General features: G+C 68.9%; 20 protein-coding genes. 10 read left to right on the plus strand and 10 right to left on the minus strand.

Annotated elements, in window-relative coordinates:
- The first annotated feature begins 54 nt into the window (after nt 1–54).
- From ACZZ93_RS05150 to ACZZ93_RS05160, 3 genes are read left to right on the plus strand one after another with little or no spacing between them, the layout of a single operon-like run.
- Complete coding sequence (locus ACZZ93_RS05150) at nt 55–1,074, plus strand: endonuclease/exonuclease/phosphatase family protein (protein ID WP_463510598.1); 1,020 nt, start codon at nt 55–57, stop codon at nt 1,072–1,074.
- A 37-nt stretch (nt 1,075–1,111) separates the two neighbouring features.
- Nucleotides 1,112–2,533 (plus strand): aminopeptidase P family protein, encoded by a 1,422-nt coding sequence (locus ACZZ93_RS05155; RefSeq protein ID WP_072591008.1) that lies wholly within the window; start codon nt 1,112–1,114, stop codon nt 2,531–2,533.
- 8 nt (nt 2,534–2,541) lie between these two features.
- Entirely contained in the window at nt 2,542–3,432 is an 891-nt protein-coding gene (locus ACZZ93_RS05160) for a phosphotransferase (RefSeq protein WP_463510599.1), read from the plus strand.
- Between the two features lie 4 nt (nt 3,433–3,436).
- Here the strand turns inward: ACZZ93_RS05160 and ACZZ93_RS05165 are convergent, their stop codons facing one another.
- Genes ACZZ93_RS05165 through ACZZ93_RS05180 form a run of 4 tightly spaced genes read right to left on the minus strand, consistent with a single transcriptional unit; the run spans nt 3,437 to nt 6,401 of the window.
- Entirely contained in the window at nt 3,437–4,192 is a 756-nt protein-coding gene (locus ACZZ93_RS05165) for a metallophosphoesterase family protein (RefSeq protein ID WP_230100663.1), read from the minus strand.
- 12 nt (nt 4,193–4,204) lie between these two features.
- On the minus strand, nt 4,205–4,855 hold the full coding sequence (locus ACZZ93_RS05170) for an alpha/beta hydrolase family protein (RefSeq protein ID WP_463510600.1): 651 nt from the start codon (nt 4,853–4,855) through the stop codon (nt 4,205–4,207).
- Nucleotides 4,855–5,634, minus strand: a complete 780-nt coding sequence (locus ACZZ93_RS05175; RefSeq protein ID WP_463510601.1) for a DUF4870 domain-containing protein — start codon at nt 5,632–5,634, stop codon at nt 4,855–4,857. Before ACZZ93_RS05175 ends, ACZZ93_RS05170 begins: the two co-directional genes overlap by 1 nt.
- The gene (locus tag ACZZ93_RS05180) at nt 5,634–6,401 is read right to left on the minus strand and encodes a YflT domain-containing protein (protein WP_463510602.1); all 768 of its coding nucleotides are present in this window, start codon (nt 6,399–6,401) and stop codon (nt 5,634–5,636) included. Before ACZZ93_RS05180 ends, ACZZ93_RS05175 begins: the two co-directional genes overlap by 1 nt.
- A gap of 101 nt (nt 6,402–6,502) precedes the next feature.
- Here ACZZ93_RS05180 and ACZZ93_RS05185 point away from each other — a divergent pair, with 101 nt between their 5' ends.
- Genes ACZZ93_RS05185 through ACZZ93_RS05200 form a run of 4 tightly spaced genes read left to right on the plus strand, consistent with a single transcriptional unit; the run spans nt 6,503 to nt 9,904 of the window.
- Nucleotides 6,503–7,768, plus strand: coding sequence for a magnesium transporter MgtE N-terminal domain-containing protein (locus tag ACZZ93_RS05185; RefSeq protein WP_053095585.1), 1,266 nt, complete (start codon nt 6,503–6,505; stop codon nt 7,766–7,768).
- Nucleotides 7,768–8,307: a DUF1003 domain-containing protein gene (locus ACZZ93_RS05190; RefSeq protein ID WP_463497482.1), complete on the plus strand. Its 540-nt coding sequence runs from the start codon at nt 7,768–7,770 to the stop codon at nt 8,305–8,307. Before ACZZ93_RS05185 ends, ACZZ93_RS05190 begins: the two co-directional genes overlap by 1 nt.
- Entirely contained in the window at nt 8,304–9,422 is a 1,119-nt protein-coding gene (locus tag ACZZ93_RS05195) for an Mrp/NBP35 family ATP-binding protein (RefSeq protein ID WP_463510603.1), read from the plus strand. Before ACZZ93_RS05190 ends, ACZZ93_RS05195 begins: the two co-directional genes overlap by 4 nt.
- An 8-nt stretch (nt 9,423–9,430) precedes the next feature.
- A complete protein-coding gene (locus ACZZ93_RS05200; protein ID WP_372984634.1) occupies nt 9,431–9,904 on the plus strand; it encodes a YcxB family protein in 474 nt (157 codons plus the stop codon).
- Between the two features lie 38 nt (nt 9,905–9,942).
- On the opposite strand, the gene ACZZ93_RS05205 is transcribed toward ACZZ93_RS05200, so the two are convergent.
- The gene (locus ACZZ93_RS05205) at nt 9,943–10,329 is read right to left on the minus strand and encodes a Sec-independent protein translocase family protein (RefSeq protein WP_053095581.1); all 387 of its coding nucleotides are present in this window, start codon (nt 10,327–10,329) and stop codon (nt 9,943–9,945) included.
- Nucleotides 10,330–10,418: 89 nt separating this feature from the next.
- Here ACZZ93_RS05205 and ACZZ93_RS05210 point away from each other — a divergent pair, with 89 nt between their 5' ends.
- Nucleotides 10,419–11,054 (plus strand): O-methyltransferase, encoded by a 636-nt coding sequence (locus ACZZ93_RS05210; protein ID WP_053095580.1) that lies wholly within the window; start codon nt 10,419–10,421, stop codon nt 11,052–11,054.
- Between the two features lie 91 nt (nt 11,055–11,145).
- On the opposite strand, the gene ACZZ93_RS05215 is transcribed toward ACZZ93_RS05210, so the two are convergent.
- From ACZZ93_RS05215 to dapE, 3 genes are all read right to left on the minus strand, one after another.
- A complete protein-coding gene (locus tag ACZZ93_RS05215) occupies nt 11,146–11,319 on the minus strand; it encodes a DUF3117 domain-containing protein (protein WP_067122349.1) in 174 nt (57 codons plus the stop codon).
- 96 nt (nt 11,320–11,415) lie between these two features.
- A complete protein-coding gene (locus ACZZ93_RS05220; protein ID WP_187249392.1) occupies nt 11,416–12,633 on the minus strand; it encodes a hypothetical protein in 1,218 nt (405 codons plus the stop codon).
- Complete coding sequence (gene dapE / locus ACZZ93_RS05225; RefSeq protein WP_463510604.1) at nt 12,615–13,688, minus strand: succinyl-diaminopimelate desuccinylase; 1,074 nt, start codon at nt 13,686–13,688, stop codon at nt 12,615–12,617. The genes ACZZ93_RS05220 and dapE overlap by 19 nt, the downstream gene beginning before the upstream one ends.
- Nucleotides 13,689–13,753: 65 nt before the next feature.
- Between dapE and dapD the strand changes: the two genes are divergently transcribed.
- Together dapD and ACZZ93_RS05235 are read left to right on the plus strand one after the other, a co-directional pair.
- Nucleotides 13,754–14,707 (plus strand): 2,3,4,5-tetrahydropyridine-2,6-dicarboxylate N-succinyltransferase, encoded by a 954-nt coding sequence (gene dapD / locus ACZZ93_RS05230; protein ID WP_463510605.1) that lies wholly within the window; start codon nt 13,754–13,756, stop codon nt 14,705–14,707.
- A 227-nt stretch (nt 14,708–14,934) separates the two neighbouring features.
- A complete protein-coding gene (locus ACZZ93_RS05235) occupies nt 14,935–16,335 on the plus strand; it encodes a DEAD/DEAH box helicase (protein ID WP_463510606.1) in 1,401 nt (466 codons plus the stop codon).
- A 75-nt stretch (nt 16,336–16,410) separates the two neighbouring features.
- On the opposite strand, the gene ACZZ93_RS05240 is transcribed toward ACZZ93_RS05235, so the two are convergent.
- Complete coding sequence (locus tag ACZZ93_RS05240) at nt 16,411–16,881, minus strand: SRPBCC family protein (protein ID WP_053095575.1); 471 nt, start codon at nt 16,879–16,881, stop codon at nt 16,411–16,413.
- Between the two features lie 11 nt (nt 16,882–16,892).
- Nucleotides 16,893–18,212, minus strand: coding sequence for a citrate synthase (locus ACZZ93_RS05245; RefSeq protein ID WP_187249390.1), 1,320 nt, complete (start codon nt 18,210–18,212; stop codon nt 16,893–16,895).
- Nucleotides 18,213–18,323: the final 111 nt, after the last annotated feature.

Below are 18,323 nucleotides of genomic sequence, written 5' to 3' on the forward strand. Positions count from 1 at the left end.
GCGCACGCCTGTCGCTCTAGGGACTTCACAGAGAGGACTTCTAGGCTGAAGAGGATGTTTCGACTACTGGGGATCCTCGTCACCGTGCTGCTCGCGATCGCGACGGCCGTCGTCGTCTGGCCGCAGTTCTTCCATCTCGAGCAGACCTATCCGTTCGCGCAGATCGTCGCCGCCCGCGGCGTGGTCCTGGCGGCATTCCTCCTCGTCGCGGCCGTTTCGCTGCTGCTCCTGTTCGCGAAGCCGTTGCGCGGCTTCGCGGCATCCGTACTGATCGTCGCCCTGCTCGGCGCCGGTGCGACGGGAGTCATCGGCTTCATGCGCGGGTTCGGCGCGGACACGCTCCCCGCCGCCACCGATTCGAGCATCCGGGTGCTCACCTGGAACACCGCCGGCGACGAGGTGTCCGCCGAGGAGATCGCGCGGGAGATCCTCGAGCGTGGCGCCGACGTCGTCGCATTGCCCGAGACCACCGAAGAGGTGGGCGAGCAGATCGCCGTGCTGCTGCGCGATCAGGATCACCCCATGTGGGTGCACCATGTGCAGTTCAAGCCCGACGTCGTCGACGGCCCCAAGTCCTGGCACACGACCGTCCTCGTCTCCCCCGACCTCGGCGAGTACTCCGTGATCGAGTCGTCCGAGGACGGCTCCAACAACACCGGCTCGGTGCCCAGCGCGGTGCTGATGCCGGTCGATGGCGAGGGTCCGACGATCGTCGCGGTGCACGCCGTCGCGCCCCGGATGGAGGACATGGCGCAGTGGCAGAGCGACCTGCGCTGGATCGCCGACCAGTGCCCCGAGGGGAACTTCATCCTCGCGGGTGACTTCAACGCGACGATCGACCACATGGCGGGGCTCGGCGTCGACGGCGGCGACATGGGGTACTGCCGCGACGGCGCGAGCCGCTCCGGCAACGGATACAGCGGCACATGGCCGAGCTCGCTGCCGGCGCTGCTGAGCACCCCGATCGACCACGTCATGGCGTCGCCGAGCTGGTCCACGACGGGTTCCGTCGTGATCGGCGGCTCGGGAAGCGACCACCGCGGTCTCGTGGTGCAGCTCGAACCCGCAGGCTGACATGCCGTGGCCGTCGCTCAGGTGACAGACTGGAGGGATGAGCACCGCTGAGCGCGACACGATCGCAGAGCCCACGACCGAGACTCCCGCCGAGACGACCACCACGAATCGGAAGCAGCCCTTCCCCCGCGGATTCCTCGACACGATCTCGACCGGATGGGCGGAGCGCCCCGAGTCGATCCCCGCGCCGCGAGCGCAGGCGCCGTTCGCCGCCGTGCGTCGCGCCGCCCTGTCCGCTGCCTTCCCCGGCAAGCGACTCGTCATCCCTGCCGGTTCGCTCAAGCAGCGCAGCAACGACACCGACTACCCGTACCGTGCGCATTCGGCCTTCGCACACCTCACGGGATGGGCTTCGGATGCCGAGCCCGACTCGATCCTCGTGTTCGAGCCGGCCGAGTCCGGCCACGATGTGACGCTGTACTTCCGGGAGCGCGCCGATCGCACCACCACGGAGTTCTATGCGGACGCCACGGTCGGTGAATTCTGGATCGGCCCTCGCCCGTCTCTCGCCGGCGTCGCGGCAGACCTCGACATCGCGACCGACCACCTCGAGAGGTTCTCGGCCGCCGAGGGAGAGCTCGTGCTCGACGAGGACGACGACCTCACCCGCTTCGTCTCGGAGCTGCGGCTCGTGAAGGACGAGTACGAGATCGCCGAGATGCGCCGAGCGGTGGACATCACCGCGCAGGGATTCGAGGACGTCATCCGTTCGCTTCCCGACGCGATCGCTCATGCTCGCGGCGAGCGCGTCGTCGAGGGCGTCTTCCACCGCCGCGCGCGCGAGGACGGCAACGGCGAGGGCTACGACACGATCGCCGCATCGGGTCCCCATGCCTGCTACCTGCACTGGACCCGCAACGACGGCACGGTCGTGCCGGGAGACCTCATCCTCGTCGACGCGGGCGTCGAAGCGGACAGCCTGTACACCGCGGACATCACCCGCACGCTCCCCGTCTCCGGAACCTTCACCGAGGTGCAGCGCCGGGTGTACGAGACGGTGCGCGAGGCCGCTGATGCCGCGTTCGCCGCGGCTCGCATCGGGGTGCGCTTCCGCGAGGTCCACGAGGCGGCCATGCGCGTCATCGCCGCGCGCGTCGCCGAGTGGGGAATGCTCCCCGTGACCGCGCAGGAGGCGCTGGACGGCGACACCGGCGGGCAGCACCGCCGCTACATGGTGCACGGCACGTCGCACCACCTCGGCATCGACGTCCATGACTGCGCGCAGGCCCGGCGGGAGATGTACTACGACGGCATCCTCGCCCCGGGAATGGTCTTCACGATCGAACCCGGCCTCTACTTCCAGATCGACGACCTCACCGTTCCCGAGGAGTACCGGGGTATCGGTGTGCGAATCGAGGACGACATCCTGATGACCGAGGACGGCCCGGTGAACCTCTCGGCGGACATCCCGCGCACGGCGGACGAGGTCGAAGCCTGGATCGCACGAGTCCAGCACTGACCTCACGGATGCACGAGGGCGAGCTCGCACTCACGGACGATCGCGCTGCGCGGCTGATCGCGCAGACGTTCCCCGAGCTCGCCCACCTGCCGATCGAGCGCGTCCGCTCGACGGGCACGGTGAACACGATCTTCCGGATCGGCGACGACCTCGCGGCACGGTTCCCGCTCGTCGCAGAATCGCGCGATGTCCTCGGCGCCGAGGCCGCGGCGATGGCTGAGCTCGCCGACGTCTGCGTCGTGCCGGCGACGCGGCCTGTCGGACTCGCCGCGGCGACCGAGGAGCATCCGTCTGCCTGGTCGATCCAGACCTGGTTGGCGGGTGTCGCCGCGACCCCCGCCGGCCACGCATCGTCGGAGTCGCTCGTCTCGGACGTCTCCGGGCTGATCGCTGCGCTGCGGTCGACCGAGACCCGCGGACGGAAGTTCGACGGGCGCGGCCGCGGTGGTGTTCTCCGCGACCACGACGAGTGGGTCGCGCTCTGCATCGAGCGCAGCGCGCACCAGGTCGATCCTGATCGCGTGGATCGGCTCTGGAGCTCGCTGCGCGACGCGCCCCGCGAGGGTGCGGACGTCATGAGCCACCGGGACCTCACGCCGTTCAACCTGCTGGTGGCGGACGGTCGTCTCGTCGGTGTCCTCGACGGCGGGGGCTTCGGCCCTGCCGACCCTGCGCTCGATCTCGTCGCCGCGTGGCATCTGTTCGACGCTCGGGGGCGATCCGTCGTGCGTGACCGTCTGCGCGTCTCCGACAGCGAGTGGCGGCGAGGAGCAGCCTGGGCGCTGCAGCAGGCGATGGGCCTCGTCTGGTACTACGAGTCCTCGAACCCCGCCATGAGCGGTCTGGGACGGTCGACGATGAGGCGTCTGCTCGACGATCCGGACCTCGCGAACCTCTGAGCGATCATGGCGTCGCCGTCTGCGATGCCTGCCGCCCTCGATATACGGCGGTGCGGAGCTCGACGGCCCAGACATCGGCGGTCGGCATGTCGAGCGATTCGGCGACGGCGATCTCGGCCTCGACGTCGTAGGGCACGCGCACGAACTGGATCCCGAAGGGATCGTCCGCCGACTGTCCTCCTTCGAGGATCACGTAGGACGGAACGGGTGTGTCGAGCGGGTTCCCGACGCTTCCGACGTTGAACAGCGTACGTCCGTCGTTCGATTCGATGTAGGCGTCGTGGATGTCGGCGTAGCCCACCACATCGGGCAGCGGGCCGTCGCCGGTCATCTCCGTCGCCTCGAACATCGCGGAGAACTGCTCGGGCGTGTGGGCGAAGTGCACGCGGACGTGCGGGCTCTGCGCCGACGCGTGGAACAGGCGGATCCGATGACCGCTGAGGACCAGATCGACACTCAGCGGAAGCGACCGGAGCCACGCCCTGCTCGGCGCCGACAGCTCATCTCGCCACCACAGCATCTCGGACGGCCCGTCGTCGGGGATGGTCGGCAGGAAGTCGTCCCAGTTGCCGCGGACGTTCACCTCGCACACGTCGCGGCAGCGCCGCACGGCGTCCTCGCCTCGTGGCCCCTTGCCCGCCGTGTCTCCGAGGTTGACGATGCGGGCGATGCCCCGGCGATGGATGTCGGCGAGCACCGCCTCGAGAGCGGTCAGGTTTCCGTGGACATCGGAGATCAGGGCGACGCGTTCGAGACTCACCCTGCCATGCTGTCAGGGCCGGACGAACTCCGCGACGATCGGCGCGAGCGACGCGCCGATGTCGGATGCCGCACGCTTGCGCCCCTTCACCTCGAAGGTGTGACCGCCACCCTCGATCCAGACGAGGCGGGCGTCCTGACACGTGGAGACGACGTCATCGAACTGTGTCAGAGGTTGGATGAAGGGGTCGTTCGTACCCTCGACGAACAGCTGCGGCGCAGCGACCGCCGGCAGGTGGTCGGCTCTCGGCTTCTCCGGTCTGCCCGGAGCGTGCAGCGGGTAGCCGAGGTAGACGAGACCGTCGACCGCCAGTCCCTCGGCCACGGCCATCGATGCCATGCGTCCGCCGTAGGACTTGCCTGTGGCCCAGATGGCGGCCTCCGCGTCGAGATCGCGCGCGAAGGCCACCACCGCGTTCCACGTCGCGATCGCGTGCGCCGCAGGCCCCGGCATCCTGCGCCCCTGCTCCACGTAGGGGAAGTTGAACCGCAGGGTGGAGAATCCCCGGTCCGAGAGCGCATCCGAGAATCCCACGAGGAATGGATGGTCCTTGCCCGCACCGGCGCCGTGGGCGATCAGGACTGTCGCGCCGTTGTCGCCGGGCGCCCAGTCGGCAGAGACCGTCGTCACCCCGGAGGGCAGCTCGACAGGGATCTCGATCATCAGGCCCGCAGGTACGGGATGGCGAACGGCACGCGCATGACCTTGCCGCTCGACGCACGCACCATCCCCACGATCACGAGCACGACGTGCAGCACCGAGAGCGCGAAATAGAGCGTGATGGGGATGCCGAGCGGGTAGAAGCCGGTGGTCGGCGAATCGGAGGTCAGCGCGAAGAGCAGCACGAAGTGCGTGACCAGGAGCACCGTGGAGACCAGAAGGTACGTCAGCCCCCAGTTCAGCGCAGCGCGAGCGTTCTCACGCGCGACCCCGCCGTATCGACGGGACGCCCCGCCGCTCACGGCCATGGCGAGTCCGGACGCGAGTCCGCCGACGAACGGGAACGGGATGAGGATCAGCAGGCCCAGTGCCCACGGAAGCAGACCCCGCGGGGGGACGGCCGCAGGGTAGGCGCCGACGGGGTACCCCTGTACGGGGTAGGCCGGCGGCGCGTAGCCCGGTGCCGATTGCTGCGGCGCGTAGCCCGGCGCCTGAGGCGGCGCATACCCCGGGGCCTGGGGTGCCGCATACCCCGGGGCCTGGGGTGCCGCATACCCGGAGCCCTGCGGCGGTGCGTACGCGGAGCCCTGTGGCGGTGCGTAGCCGTGCGACTGCTGCGGGGCTGAGCCGGGCGCCGGCGGCGGGGCGTACGGGTTCAGCGGACGGGCCGGCGCCGCGGGCTGCTGCCCGTCAGGGAAGGGCGGAACGGGAGGCACGGGCGGCGGTGCGGGCTGCGCCGATCGCTCGGACGGGGTCGACGGATCGCGGGGTGCGTCTGACATCAGGCGGGCTCCGCAGACTTCGGAGGAACCCCCGCGCCACCGGTCCCGGGCGCCGCGGGAGACGGCGGCTCCGGATCCGCGGGCCTCGGCGGGACGGCCGGCTCTGCAGGCGGAGTCTCACCGCCGCCCAGCGGCGGTGTCGGCTCGCTGCCGGGAGTCGGATCGGCTCCGGGCGTCGACTCTTCGGGCGTCGGCTGTGTCGTGGTCGTCGGCTGTCCGGCCGGTTCGTGCGCGCCGGGGGTGATGCGCTCGCCGTACCGCGGCGGCTCGTCGAGGTTCAACGGTGCCCGCGCCGGTGCCGGCGTGGCCGCACCCAGGGCGAGACGGGCCTTCGCGAGCGAAGCGGCCTGGACGCGGACCTCGTAGTGATCGGCCGCGAACTGCGTGACGCTCGCGAAGTCGCGGCGTCGCCGCACGATCGCATACGTGACGAGGCTCAGAAGCATCCCGAGTGCGACGCCGATGAAGACGAATCCGACGAACAGCTGGATCGGAACCTCCGGGTTGCCGATCACGAGGATCGCAGAGAGGAAGAGACCGATGAGCACGCCGTTGATCGCTCCCGATCGGGCGGCTGCTGCATAGCCCAGACGCCCGGTGATGCGCTCGACCGTCCGGACGCTCTGTCCGATGATCGCGATGTCCCGGGCGGGCACCTCCTGGGCGATCAGTTTCGACACCGTCTTCTGGGCGCCTTCGTAATCGCGTGTGGAGGCGACGATCTCGCCCTCATCGCGGCTGTCGGCTGGACGGTTCAGCATGCTCATCCCGCCATTGTTCCATGCCTTGTGGTGACAGGGCCGGGAGTGTGTCGTGCAGCGGTGCCGCCGGGGGCCACCCCTGCGACACCGGCGACTACGCTGGACGAGTGAGCACACAACGGGTATTCGCCGCGCGCCTTGCTGGCTGCGCCGTCTTCGACCCCGTGGGCGACCGGCTCGGCAAAGTCCGTGATGTCGTCATCGTGTACCGAAGTACGGGTGCTCCCCGCGTCATCGGCCTCGTCGTCGAGATCCCCGGGCGCAGACAGGTCTTCCTCTCCATCGGACGGGTGACGTCGATCCGCGCGGGCCAGGTGATCAGCACCGGTCTCATCAATGTGCGCAGATTCTCACCGCGCGCCGGCGAGGTGCGCGTTCTCGCCGAGCTCCTCGGGCGTCGGGTGAGCCTCGTCGACGGCAGCGGCACCGCCGTGATCGAAGACGTCGCCATCGAGCCGAACCGCATCGGGGAATGGGCGATCAGTCAGCTCTTCCTGCGTCGACCGAAGACCAGCGCCTCTCCGTTCGCGAAGGGACCGACCACGTTCGCAGCCTGGAGCGAGGTCGCCGAGCAGCACTCCCCCGGCGAGTCCCAGTCGGCCGAGCAGCTCGTCGCGTCGTACTCGGAGCTCCACGCAGCCGACCTCGCGAACACCCTGCTCGACCTCCCCCAGCAGCGCATGATCGAGGTGGCCGAGGAGCTCTCGGACGACCGCCTGGCCGATGCCCTGGAGGAGATGCCCGAAGACGAGCAGGTGCATATCCTCGATCGACTCGGCGACGAGCGCGCCGCCGACATCCTCGACCAGATGGAACCGGACGACGCCGCGGACCTCCTCGCGCAGCTTCCGCCGAATCGTCTCGAGCAGCTGCTCGAGCTGATGGAGCCCGAAGAGGCCGAGGACGTCAGGATGCTGCTCCGTTACGGCCCCGACACGGCCGGTGGACTCATGACGCCCGAGCCGATCATCCTGTCGGCCGACGCGACGGTGGCCGAGGCGCTCGCCCTCATCCGGCGCCACGAGTTGCACCCCGCCCTTGCCGCCGCGGTCTTCGTGACCCTGCCGCCGTTCGAGACGCCGACCGGTCGACTGCTCGGCATGGTGCACTTCCAGCGGATGCTGCGCTACCCGCCGCACGAACGTCTCGGGGCCATCATGGACGACAGCCTCGAGCCGGTGCGGGTCACCGCGTCCGCCGCTGAGGTCGCCAGGATGCTGGCGAGCTACGACCTCGTCTCCCTCCCCGTGATCGACGCCGCCCACCGACTGGTCGGCGCGATCAGCATCGACGACGTCCTCGACTACCTGCTGCCCGATGACTGGCGCACGCACGACAGCGACGAGCCGACGGTCTCCAAGGAGGTGCGCTGATGCCCCGGTCGCGCTCGCCTCGGCTCGACGCACCCCTGGGCCGCGGCACCTCCCGCCAGCGCTCGACGTCTCGTGATCGCTTCGGCCGTTTCACCGAGTGGGTCGCCCGCGCCATGGGCACCCCCGCGTTCCTGCTGATCCTCACTCTGTTCTGTGTGCTCTGGATCTGCTGGAACACACTGCTGCCCGACCACCTGCGCTTCGATGACGCGGCGCTCGGTTTCACGGCCCTCACCCTCATGCTCTCGCTGCAGGCGTCGTACGCGGCCCCTCTGATCCTTCTCGCGCAGAACCGCCAGGACGACCGTGACCGAGTGCAGATCGAACAGGATCGTCAGCGGGCCGAGCGCAACCTCGCCGACACCGAGTACCTCGCCCGTGAGATCGTCGCGCTGCGGATGTCGCTCGAGGAGCGCAACAACCAGGTCGTGACCCGCGATGTGCTGCGGCAGGAGCTCAAGTCGCTGCTCGCCGAGCTCGGAGACCATGACGACGAGCCGGTCGAGCGACGCCCCCGCGGCCGCGCCGCATCATCATGAGCACCGCTGATTCCGTGCGGGCGGCCGTAGCCGCGGTCACAGATCCCGAGCTGCGACGCCCCATCGGCGATCTCGACATGGTCAGGGAGATCGACGTCGACGGTTCGCGCGCGCACGTCGCGATCGTCCTCACGATCGTCGGCTGCCCGGCTGCCGCCCGCATCGAATCGGACGTCCGCGCGGCCGCCGCCTCCGTGCCGGGGATCACCGAGGTGGACGTCGAGGTCGGTGTCATGACGCCCACCGAGCGCAAGGCGCTCACCGAGAAGCTGCGCGACGGCCGGCCGCCGCGCCAGATGCCCTTCGGCCCGGACTCGCTCACGCGGGTGATCCTCGTCTCCAGCGGCAAGGGCGGGGTCGGCAAGTCCACGGTGACGGCGAACCTCGCGGTCGCACTCGCCGCGCAGGGTCTCGCAGTCGGTCTCGTCGACGCCGATGTGCACGGCTTCTCGATCCCCGGGCTCCTCGGCATCCCCGCGGGGACACAGCCCACGCGCATCGACGACCTCATGCTCCCGCCCGTCGCCCACGGAGTGAAGACGATCTCCATCGGCATGTTCCTGCGCGACGGCGAGGCCGTGGTGGCCTGGCGCGGTCCGATGCTGCACCGCACAGTGCAGCAGTTCCTGACGGACGTGTTCTTCGGCGACCTCGACATCCTGCTGATCGACATGCCCCCCGGCACCGGCGACATCGCGATCTCGATCGGGCAGCTGTTGCCGCACGCCGAGGTGCTCGTCGTGACGACCCCGCAGGCGGCCGCATCCGACGTCGCGATCCGCAGCGGGCTGGTTGCGCGTCAGACGGGTCAGCGGGTGATCGGCGTGGTCGAGAACATGGGCGCGCTCACCCTGCCGGACGGCACCGTGATAGACCTGTTCGGCTCGGGTGGAGGTGCCGCCGTCGCAGAGGCGCTGTCCGAGACGCAGTCCGTCCCACTGCTGGCGTCGATCCCGCTCAGCCCCGCGCTGCGCTCCGGAGGCGACGACGGTGTGCCGGTCGTCCTGAGCGACGGCGCCGATGCGGCGGCGACGGCGATCCGTGATCTGGCGCGCACTCTCGCCGGACAGGGGCGCGGACTCGCCGGCCGGTCGCTTCCCATGAATGTCGGATAGGCCCGACCATGACTGTCACCGTCGATGAGCGGTTGCTTCGGGGAATGGCTCGAGATGCCGCGGTCTACGCGCTCACTCGTCCTGCGGCGATCGTGATGTGGATCGCCCTCGCTGCAGCGCTCGCGCTGAGCATCCTGAATCTGAGCGCGACCGGAGGCAACCCGGGGCTATCGGGTCTGCTCCCCGTCGCGAGCATCGGTCTGATGGTCTATGCCGTCGTGATGACGATCGTCGGAGCACGGCGTGCCGTGCATTCGGCGACCCCGCCAGGCACCGTCGTCTGGGTGCGACTGGGCGACACTGCCCTGCACATCGGCGCGGGGCGTCGCTCGTCCGACATCGACTACAGCACCTTCCAGAGCGTGCGAGCAGGCGCTGACGCGGTACTGCTCAAGCTGCGTGGCGCGTCGGCGATCACCGCCATCCCCCGGTCACTGGTGACGGACGACGACCTCGCCACGCTGCGCGCGCGCATCGGCTGAGCCTTCGCAGCGGAGCTCCGCCGGGCGGAGACTCGGGCTCATGTCGCTTCGGAATCGTACGGCGGAGGGCTCGCGACCGAGAACTCCGGTCGCACCCTCGCCGTCCGCACCGGTTTCACCGTCGGCTCCGCAACGACTGCCTCCGCACGGGCGGGACCGGGCGCAGCGTCGTCTTCGAAGAGCGCGTCGCGGATGATGCGCCGGGGGTCGTACTGCCGTGGATCGAGTTTGCGCCAGTCGACGTCGTCGATCTCGGGACCCATCTCGTCGCGGACACGCGATTTGGTGTCGCGGAGGAACTCGCCGGCGCGCCGAGCGAGCTTGGCGACGCTCTCGGCGTAGCGGGGCAGCCGCTCCGGTCCGATGAGAAGCACAGCGATCAGACCAATGAGCAGCAGCTTCTCGAAGGTGATCCCGAACTGCATCTGTCCAGGCTACCGCCGCGCCTGCCGTTGTGCCGCGCACCGAGCGCATACCCTGGGAGAACACATATCTCAGTCGGGAGAATCAGGCAATGAGCGAGAACGATGCGAATGCACGTTTCATCCGCGAGTCCATCGCGGAGCCGTCGCCGATCGCCCGCGCGCGTGCGCACGCCATCGAACTCGGCGCGTCGCCGATCAGCGCGGCCGTCGGCTCGCAGATCGCCGTGCTGGCCGCCGCGACCGGTGCCAGATCGATCGTCGAGATCGGCACGGGCGCCGGAGTCTCGGGTCTCTGGCTGCTGCGCGGCGCGCCGCAGGCGGTGCTGACCTCGATCGACAACGAGCCCGAGCACCTCGCCGCCGCCCGTCAGGCCTTCTCCGACGCACGCGTCCCCGCGACGAAGGCGCGTTTCATCACAGGTCGCGCGGCCGACGTGCTGCCCCGCATGAACGAGGCGTCATACGACATCGTGCTGGTCGATGCCGACCCCGAGAACGTCATCGACTACGTCGAGCATGGCCTGCGGCTGGTGCGTCGAGGCGGAATGGTTCTCGTCCCCCGCATTCTCGGAGGCGGCCGTGTCGCCGATCCGGTGCAGCGCGACGAGGTGACCTCCGCCTACCGCTCGCTCGTGCAGGAGACTCAGGAGTCATCAGCCGTGCTCGCGACCGTCTCTGCCTCCGGCGAGGGGCTGCTGCAGCTGATCAGCGTCGGCGAGAGCTGAGCCGAACACCGTCGTGAACGGACGGAAGAGGGCGACGGATCATCGATCCGTCGCCCTCTTCGTGAATCCGCGTGCGCGAATTCGAGTTCGATCAGGCGGGCGTCACGACGGCTGCCAGCACGTCGTGAAGCTCCTTCGCCTCTGCGTCGTTCACGGAGACGACCAAACGGCCGCCGCCTTCGAGCGGGACGCGCACGATGATGAGTCGCCCTTCTTTCACGGCCTCCATGGGTCCGTCTCCGGTCCTCGGCTTCATCGCTGCCATCGTGGGCTCCTTTTCCTCCGGTGGTATGCGATCAGTTTATCGGGTGTTACCGGAACCTGGATGTCCCCTATGAAGAAATGCATCAAGCCTTAACATTCACGGCACCTGCCAGAAGGTGTTCCCCAGGGCGTAGATGTGGAATATCCACAGCCACTGCCCCAGCAGGCAGACGGCCAGGACCCCGAGCCGCCAGACGCGCGAGCGCGGCACCGCGAGTGCTCCCCAGATCGGGCTCACGGGCAGCAGCAGCCGGAAGGTGCTCGACTGAGGGAAGAACACCGCGAGCAGGTAGAGGAGGTAACTCGCGCTCCACAGCCGCAGGTCGGGACCCAGCGCACGCACCTGCGGCACGTAGAGCAGGGCGGCACCCGCTGCCACCACCAGGAGCGCGACGGCGACCGGCCCCCACGAGCCGGGGAGTCCCCACTGACCGAACCAGAACTGGGATGCCTGGACCCACCCTTCGAAAGGCACGAACCCGTCGACACCGCCCACGAGCCAGTTGCGACGCCAAGAGAGCTCGGTCGCCAGGTACGCACCGGGATCGCCGGTCACGACACCGGCGATGACCTGCCACGAGAAGCCCGCGACCGTGGCGAGTGCGCCGAGCGCCACGATGTGCATGATCTCCCGCGGGGCGAGCGGATCATCCCTGCGATGCCACCAGCGGAGGATGCCGTGCAGACCCAGGTACAGCGCGAACGCGAGAATCCCCGGTCTGGTGAACGCCATCACGGGGATGAGGAGATACAGCCATGCGTAGTTCCGTCGCACCGTGGCATCGAGAGCCAGGAAGAGCAGCAGCAGGAACAGGGTCTCGGCGTACCCCACCTGGAACATCGCCGCGATCGGTCCGGAGGCGAAGAACACCACCGCCCACATCGCCGCACGCGCGCCGATCCGATCGCGCAGCAATCGGTGCAGCGCGAGACAGGCGAGGTAGCCGGCCACGAATGACAGCAGGAAGGCGCCCATCCCCCACGACCCGAACACGAAGCCGATCGCCTTGGCGGCGAAGGCGAACACCGGCATGAACGCCCAGGCGTTCTCAGCGACGTCACCCGATTCGGTGAGCGGCAGATCCGAGGGGTATCCCTCTTCGGCGACGAGCCAGTACCACTGCGCGTCCCACCCGACGATGAAATCGGCGAGGCCCGGTTCTGCGCCGAACCTCGACAGCGATGTCGACTGCGTCGCCGCCGCGATCATCATCGCGGTCGTCACCGCGCGAGCGGCGAGGTAGATCAGGGCCACGCGCAGCGCCAGTGGCGCTGCGGCCCACCGGCGGGTCGCGGTCAGCGCGAGCTGAGCCATGCGCGCAGTCCTCGCTCGACGGCGTCGATCTGCGCGAGCGGCACGCGCTCCTCGTCATGGTGCGCGAGGTGCGGGTCTCCCGGTCCGTAGTTCACGGCGGGGATGCCGAGGGCGGAGAACCGAGCGACATCGGTCCAGCCGTACTTCGGGCGAGGCTCGGCGCCGACGGCGGCTACGAAGTCTTGGGCGATCGGCGCGTCGAGGCCCGGCCGCGCGCCTTCTGCGGCGTCCGTGACCTCCACGTCGAAGCCGGCGAGGAGGTTGCGGATGTGCGCTTCTGCATCTGCTGCCGACTTGCTCGGAGCGAACCGGTAGTTCACCTCGACCTCGCAGGCATCGGGGATCACGTTGCCTGCGACCCCGCCTGTGATGCGCACGGCGCTCATGCTCTCCCGATACAGGAGTCCGTCGACCGCGATCTCTCGTGCACGGTACTCGGCCAGGCGCGCGAGGATCGGGGCTGCCCGATGGATGGCGTTCTCACCGATCCACGCACGTGCCGCGTGCGCACGCACGCCGGTGGTGCGCACGATCGCGCGCATCGTGCCGTTGCAGCCACCCTCGACCTCGCCGTTGGACGGCTCGCCGAGGATCGCGAAGTCGGCCTGGAAGAGATCCGGCCGCACCGCGGCGAGGAGCGCCAGCCCGTTCTTCGAGGCCTCCACCTCTTCGTTGTCGTACCACATCCAGGTGATGTCGACCGAGGGCTCGGTGAGCTCGGCGGCGAGCTTCAGCTGCACAGCGGTGCCGCTCTTCATGTCGACGGTTCCCCGGCCCCAGATGTACTCGACGCCGTCGATCTCGACGTCCTTCGTCGGCACGTTGCCGTTGATCGGCACGGTGTCGATGTGTCCGGCGATCGCGACCCGCTGCGCTCGCCCGAGATCGGTGCGCGCGACGATCGTGTTGCCGTGGCGGATCACCTCGAGATGGGGATACGCGGAGATCGCCTGCTCGATGGCATCCGCAAGCGCCTTCTCGTCACCCGACACGCTCGGGATGTCGCAGATCGCACGGGTCAGGTCGACGGAGGACGCGGTCAGATCGAGCATCATGACCCCAGCCTACTTACCCCGACATCTGGACCATCCCCCGTCGCCGGTAGCGATACCGTGGAGGTATGACTGAGGCGCGCACCGTGTGGGGTACTGGACTGTCGACGATCGCCGGTGACGGCACCGTACTCGATGCCTGGTTCCCCGAGGTGACGGCCGTCGAGCCCGGTGCCGACGACGCGGCCACCGCGCTCGCGGCGCTCGAGGAGTTCACCGGTCCGGACGAACGTCGCAACGTCTCGGTGCAGACGGTACAGCTGCAGATCGATCTCGATGCGGCGCCGGCCTCGACCGCTGACGCCTATCTGCGGCTGCACACACTGTCGCACCTCCTGGTGCGACCGAACGAACTCAACCTCGACGGCATCTTCGCGCATCTGCCGAACGTGGCGTGGACGAACGCCGGCCCCATGCACCCCGTGGATGCCGCGCGGCTTCGACCCGTGCTCCAGCGCTCAGGGATCCAGGTTCAGGGGCTCGACAAGTTCCCCCGGCTCACCGACTACGTGCAGCCTGCCGGTGTGCGCATCGCAGATGCGTCGCGCGTCCGCCTGGGCGCGCACCTCTCCCCCGGCACGACCGTCATGCACGAGGGCTTCGTGAACTTCAACGCAGGCACCCTCGGTGCGTCGATGGTCGAAGGACGTATCTCCCAGGGCGTCGTAGTGGGCGACGGCAGCGACATCGGCGGCGGCTCGTCGATCATGGGCACGCTCTCGGGCGGCGGCGCACACCGCGTCTCCATCGGGGCACGCACGCTGCTGGGAGCCAACGCGGGCATCGGCATCTCGCTCGGCGATGACTGCGTCGTAGAGGCCGGACTGTACGTGACGGCCGGCACGAAGGTCGTGCTGGTCGACGGCCCGGCGACGCCTGACGGCGGCAGGAAGACCGCCAGGGGTTCCGAGCTGTCCGGACGCGACGGACTGCTGTTCCGCCGCAACTCGCTGAGCGGCGCGGTCGAAGCCGTGCAGCGCGCCGGCGTCGGTGTGACCCTCAACGACGCACTCCACGCCTGATCGCGCGACTCGCTGAGAGCGGGCCGTCTCAGCCTTCTCCGGGACTGCCGTGATAGTGTCGCGGTGACGCCACTCGCACTGCGAGACGTCTGCGTCGTCGACACGCTCCCGCGCCACTTGCCTGGTTCTGGCCATTTCGAACGGCGAAACGATGCGCGATCCCGCGCCGTCGCCCACCTTTCGCACCCGGCCCCTCGGCTCGTGCGTGCATTTCTCGGAGATACTTCATGACTTCCTTCCTCGATCTCGGCGTGCCCGCCGACCTCGCCGCCGTCCTCGCGAAGGACGGCAAGACCGAGGCGTTCGCGATTCAGCGCGACACGCTTCCCGACTCGCTCGGCGGACGCGACCTCCTCGGCCGCGGCCGCACCGGCAGCGGCAAGACGATCGCCTTCGCGCTCCCCCTCGTCGCCCGCCTCGCCGCCTCGTCGCGCAAGAGCCGCCCCGGGCACCCCCGAGGACTCGTCCTCGCTCCGACCCGTGAGCTCGCGACCCAGATCGCCGCGACCATCGCGCCCCTCGCCGAGGCGAAGGGCCTGCGCGTCACCACCGTCTTCGGCGGCGTCAGCCAGCGTCCCCAGGAACAGGCCATGCGCAACGGCGTCGACATCGTCGTCGCGTGCCCCGGCCGCCTCGAAGACCTGATGAAGCAGCGGGTCGTGCAGCTCGACTCCGTCGAGGTGACTGTGCTCGACGAGGCCGATCACATGGCCGACCTCGGCTTCCTGCCGGGTGTCACCCGCATCCTCACCGCCACGCCCGCCGGCGGACAGCGCCTGCTGTTCAGCGCCACGCTGGACCGCGGCATCGACACCCTCGCCCACCGGTTCCTCTCGAACGCCGTGAGCCACGAGGTGGACGAGGAGAGCGTGCCCGTCGGCGAGATGACGCACCGCGTGCTCGTCGTCGATTCCACCGACAACAAGACCACTCTCGTGCGCGAGCTCGCCTCGGGCACCGGTCGCCGCATCCTCTTCACCCGCACGAAGCACCAGGCGAAGAAGCTCGCGAAGCAGCTGACCGCGGCGGGCATCCCCGCTGTCGATCTGCACGGAAACCTCTCGCAGAACGCGCGTGAGCGCAACCTCGGCGCCTTCTCGTCAGATCCCGCCGACGGAGGCGTGCGCGTCCTCGTCGCGACCGACGTCGCCGCCCGTGGCGTGCACGTCGACAACGTCGACCTCGTCGTCCACGTCGATCCGCCCATGGAGCACAAGGCATACCTGCACCGCTCCGGCCGCACCGCCCGTGCGGGAGCCGCGGGAACCGTCGTCACGGTGGTCCTCCCCGAGCAGCGTCGTGATGTGAAGGACCTCCTGCGCAAGGCGTCGATCACCGCCGCACTCGAGCCCGTCACGTCGAACGCCGTCACCGAGCTCGTCCCCGAGCGTGCGCCGCACGTGCGTCCGGCTCCGGTTCAGCCCCAGCAGCAGCAGCGTCAGTCGTCGAAGCAGCGCCCCGCCGGCGGCGAGCGCAATTCAGCGGCAAACCCGCCGTCGCGCCGCAGCCGTCGTCCCCGCTCGGGCCAGGGCGGCCAGGGCGCCACGGCCGGCAGCCGTCAGGGTGGCCAGGGCGGATCCCGCTCCGGTGGCCAGGGCGGCCGTGGTCGCGGCTCGCAGGGCCGCTGACCCGAGAGACATACAGGCGGGTGCGCCGACGCTCAGCGTCGGGGCACCCGCCTTCTTCGTCCCGCCTGCGCGAGGTCAGCCGCGAACGGCGGCCAGCACCTGCGGGTCTGAGCACCCTCGGGCGAAACCGGCGATGCGCCGACGGATCTCGAACCCGAGCACCCGCGCGCCGATCCACTCGGCGATCGGCGCGAGCCAGGTCGGCTGACACGAGAAGTTGTACTTCCAGACGGCGAGCGTGCCCTCAGGCACCTCGGTGAACCGCCAGCCTCCGCCGAGCTTCGTGAAGAACCACGGCCCGGTCTCCATGACCATCCCGACGTTCCTCGGCGGGGCGTAGGACACATACCGGCTCACCATCGACAAGCCGAAGCGCTGCCTGGTGAACGTCCGTACATCCTTGGCCGCGACATCGGCGCCATCGAGGAAGTGCTGCTCACTGATGAACGGATCCCACCGGCGTCGGATCGCACCCGTCGTCTGTGAGACGGCGAAGGCCGTCGCCGGATCCACCGGCACGACGGCCTCCGCGCTCACGACAGGCATCGCGAGTCGATTCAGCGGGTCTGGAAGGTGCGCTCGGGAGATCCTGTGTAGAGCTGCTGCGGGCGACCGATCTTGGTCTGCGGGTCGAGCTGCAGCTCGCGCCACTGTGCGAGCCAACCGGGCAGACGGCCGATCGCGAACAGCACGGTGAACATGCGCGTCGGGAAGCCCATCGCCTTGTAGATCACGCCGGTGTAGAAGTCGACGTTCGGGTAGAGACGACGCTCCTTGAAGTAATCGTCGGCGAGAGCCAGCTCCTCGAGCTCCTGAGCGAGGTCGAGCAGCGGATCCGTGACGCCGAGCTCGGCGAGCACCTCGCCCGCCGCCTCCTTGACGAGCTTGGCGCGCGGGTCGTAGTTCTTGTAGACCCGGTGCCCGAAGCCCATCAGCTTCACGCCCTCTTCCTTGTTCTTCACCCGCTCGACGAAGCGCGAGACGCTCTGACCGGAATCGCGGATCTGCCCGAGCATGGTGAGCACGGCTTCGTTCGCACCGCCGTGCAGCGGGCCGGAGAGAGCCTGGATGCCGGCGGAGATCGAGGCGAACTGGTTCGCGCCCGTCGAGCCGACGAGACGCACAGTCGAGGTCGACGCGTTCTGCTCGTGGTCCTCGTGCAGGATCAGCAGCAGCTCGAGGGCCTTCGACATCACGGGGTTGACCTGATACTCCTCGGAATGCACGCCGAAGTTGAGCTTCAGGAAGTTCTCGACGAAGCCGAGGGAGTTGTCTGGGTACAGGAACGCCTGGCCGATGCTCTTCTTGTGTGCATACGCCGCGATGACCGGCAGCTTGGCCAGCATCCGGATCATGTTCAGCTCGACGTGCTCGGGGTTGTGCGGGTCGGTCTGACCCTCGTAGTAGGTCGAGAGGGCTGCGACGGCAGACGACAGCACCGACATGGGGTGCGCGGTGTGCGGAAGCGCCGAGAAGAAGCGCTTGAGGTCTTCATGCAGCAGTGTGTGCCGACGGATCTTCTCGTCGAACTCGGCGAGCTCGGCGGCGGAGGGAAGCTCGCCGTAGATGAGGAGCCAGGCGACCTCGAGGTAGCTCGTCGAACCGGCAAGCTGCTCGATCGGATACCCGCGGTAGCGCAGGATGCCCTTGTCTCCGTCGATGAACGTGATCGCGGACTTCGTCGACGCCGTGTTGACGAACCCGTAGTCGAGTCCCGTGTAACCCGTCTGCCGCGTCAGCGTCGAGAAGTCGATGCTGTCGTTGCCGGCCGTGCCGCGCACGAGTGGGAATTCAGCGGTCGTATCGCCGATCGTCAGCTTCGCCGTCGCCTGCTGCTCTGCCGCTGCGCTCACGCGGGCCTCCTCATGGATCTTCATCAAGTCGGATGTGGCGATGTCACGGCGCTGTGCACCAGGTCAGTTCGAGATCGTCGATACACGACCGAATCGCCTTTACAGCCTAGTAGGCACACAGGCCTACTGTGACAA

Source organism: Microbacterium sp. AC026 (genome assembly GCF_979258475.1).

Excerpts from the sequence above, each read along its gene's own strand:
- ACZZ93_RS05150 (WP_463510598.1), top strand. The coding sequence starts at position 55 with ATGTTTCGACTACTGGGGATCCTCGTCACCGTGCTGCTCGCGATCGCG.
- ACZZ93_RS05155 (WP_072591008.1), top strand. The coding sequence starts at position 1,112 with ATGAGCACCGCTGAGCGCGACACGATCGCAGAGCCCACGACCGAGACT.
- ACZZ93_RS05160 (WP_463510599.1), top strand. The coding sequence starts at position 2,542 with ATGCACGAGGGCGAGCTCGCACTCACGGACGATCGCGCTGCGCGGCTG.
- ACZZ93_RS05170 (WP_463510600.1), bottom strand. The coding sequence starts at position 4,855 with ATGATCGAGATCCCTGTCGAGCTGCCCTCCGGGGTGACGACGGTCTCT.
- ACZZ93_RS05175 (WP_463510601.1), bottom strand. The coding sequence starts at position 5,634 with ATGTCAGACGCACCCCGCGATCCGTCGACCCCGTCCGAGCGATCGGCG.
- ACZZ93_RS05180 (WP_463510602.1), bottom strand. The coding sequence starts at position 6,401 with ATGAGCATGCTGAACCGTCCAGCCGACAGCCGCGATGAGGGCGAGATC.
- ACZZ93_RS05190 (WP_463497482.1), top strand. The coding sequence starts at position 7,768 with ATGCCCCGGTCGCGCTCGCCTCGGCTCGACGCACCCCTGGGCCGCGGC.
- ACZZ93_RS05195 (WP_463510603.1), top strand. The coding sequence starts at position 8,304 with ATGAGCACCGCTGATTCCGTGCGGGCGGCCGTAGCCGCGGTCACAGAT.
- ACZZ93_RS05200 (WP_372984634.1), top strand. The coding sequence starts at position 9,431 with ATGACTGTCACCGTCGATGAGCGGTTGCTTCGGGGAATGGCTCGAGAT.
- ACZZ93_RS05205 (WP_053095581.1), bottom strand. The coding sequence starts at position 10,329 with ATGCAGTTCGGGATCACCTTCGAGAAGCTGCTGCTCATTGGTCTGATC.
- ACZZ93_RS05210 (WP_053095580.1), top strand. The coding sequence starts at position 10,419 with ATGAGCGAGAACGATGCGAATGCACGTTTCATCCGCGAGTCCATCGCG.
- ACZZ93_RS05215 (WP_067122349.1), bottom strand. The coding sequence starts at position 11,319 with ATGGCAGCGATGAAGCCGAGGACCGGAGACGGACCCATGGAGGCCGTG.
- ACZZ93_RS05220 (WP_187249392.1), bottom strand. The coding sequence starts at position 12,633 with ATGGCTCAGCTCGCGCTGACCGCGACCCGCCGGTGGGCCGCAGCGCCA.
- dapE (WP_463510604.1), bottom strand. The coding sequence starts at position 13,688 with ATGATGCTCGATCTGACCGCGTCCTCCGTCGACCTGACCCGTGCGATC.
- dapD (WP_463510605.1), top strand. The coding sequence starts at position 13,754 with ATGACTGAGGCGCGCACCGTGTGGGGTACTGGACTGTCGACGATCGCC.
- ACZZ93_RS05235 (WP_463510606.1), top strand. The coding sequence starts at position 14,935 with ATGACTTCCTTCCTCGATCTCGGCGTGCCCGCCGACCTCGCCGCCGTC.
- ACZZ93_RS05240 (WP_053095575.1), bottom strand. The coding sequence starts at position 16,881 with ATGCCTGTCGTGAGCGCGGAGGCCGTCGTGCCGGTGGATCCGGCGACG.
- ACZZ93_RS05245 (WP_187249390.1), bottom strand. The coding sequence starts at position 18,212 with ATGAAGATCCATGAGGAGGCCCGCGTGAGCGCAGCGGCAGAGCAGCAG.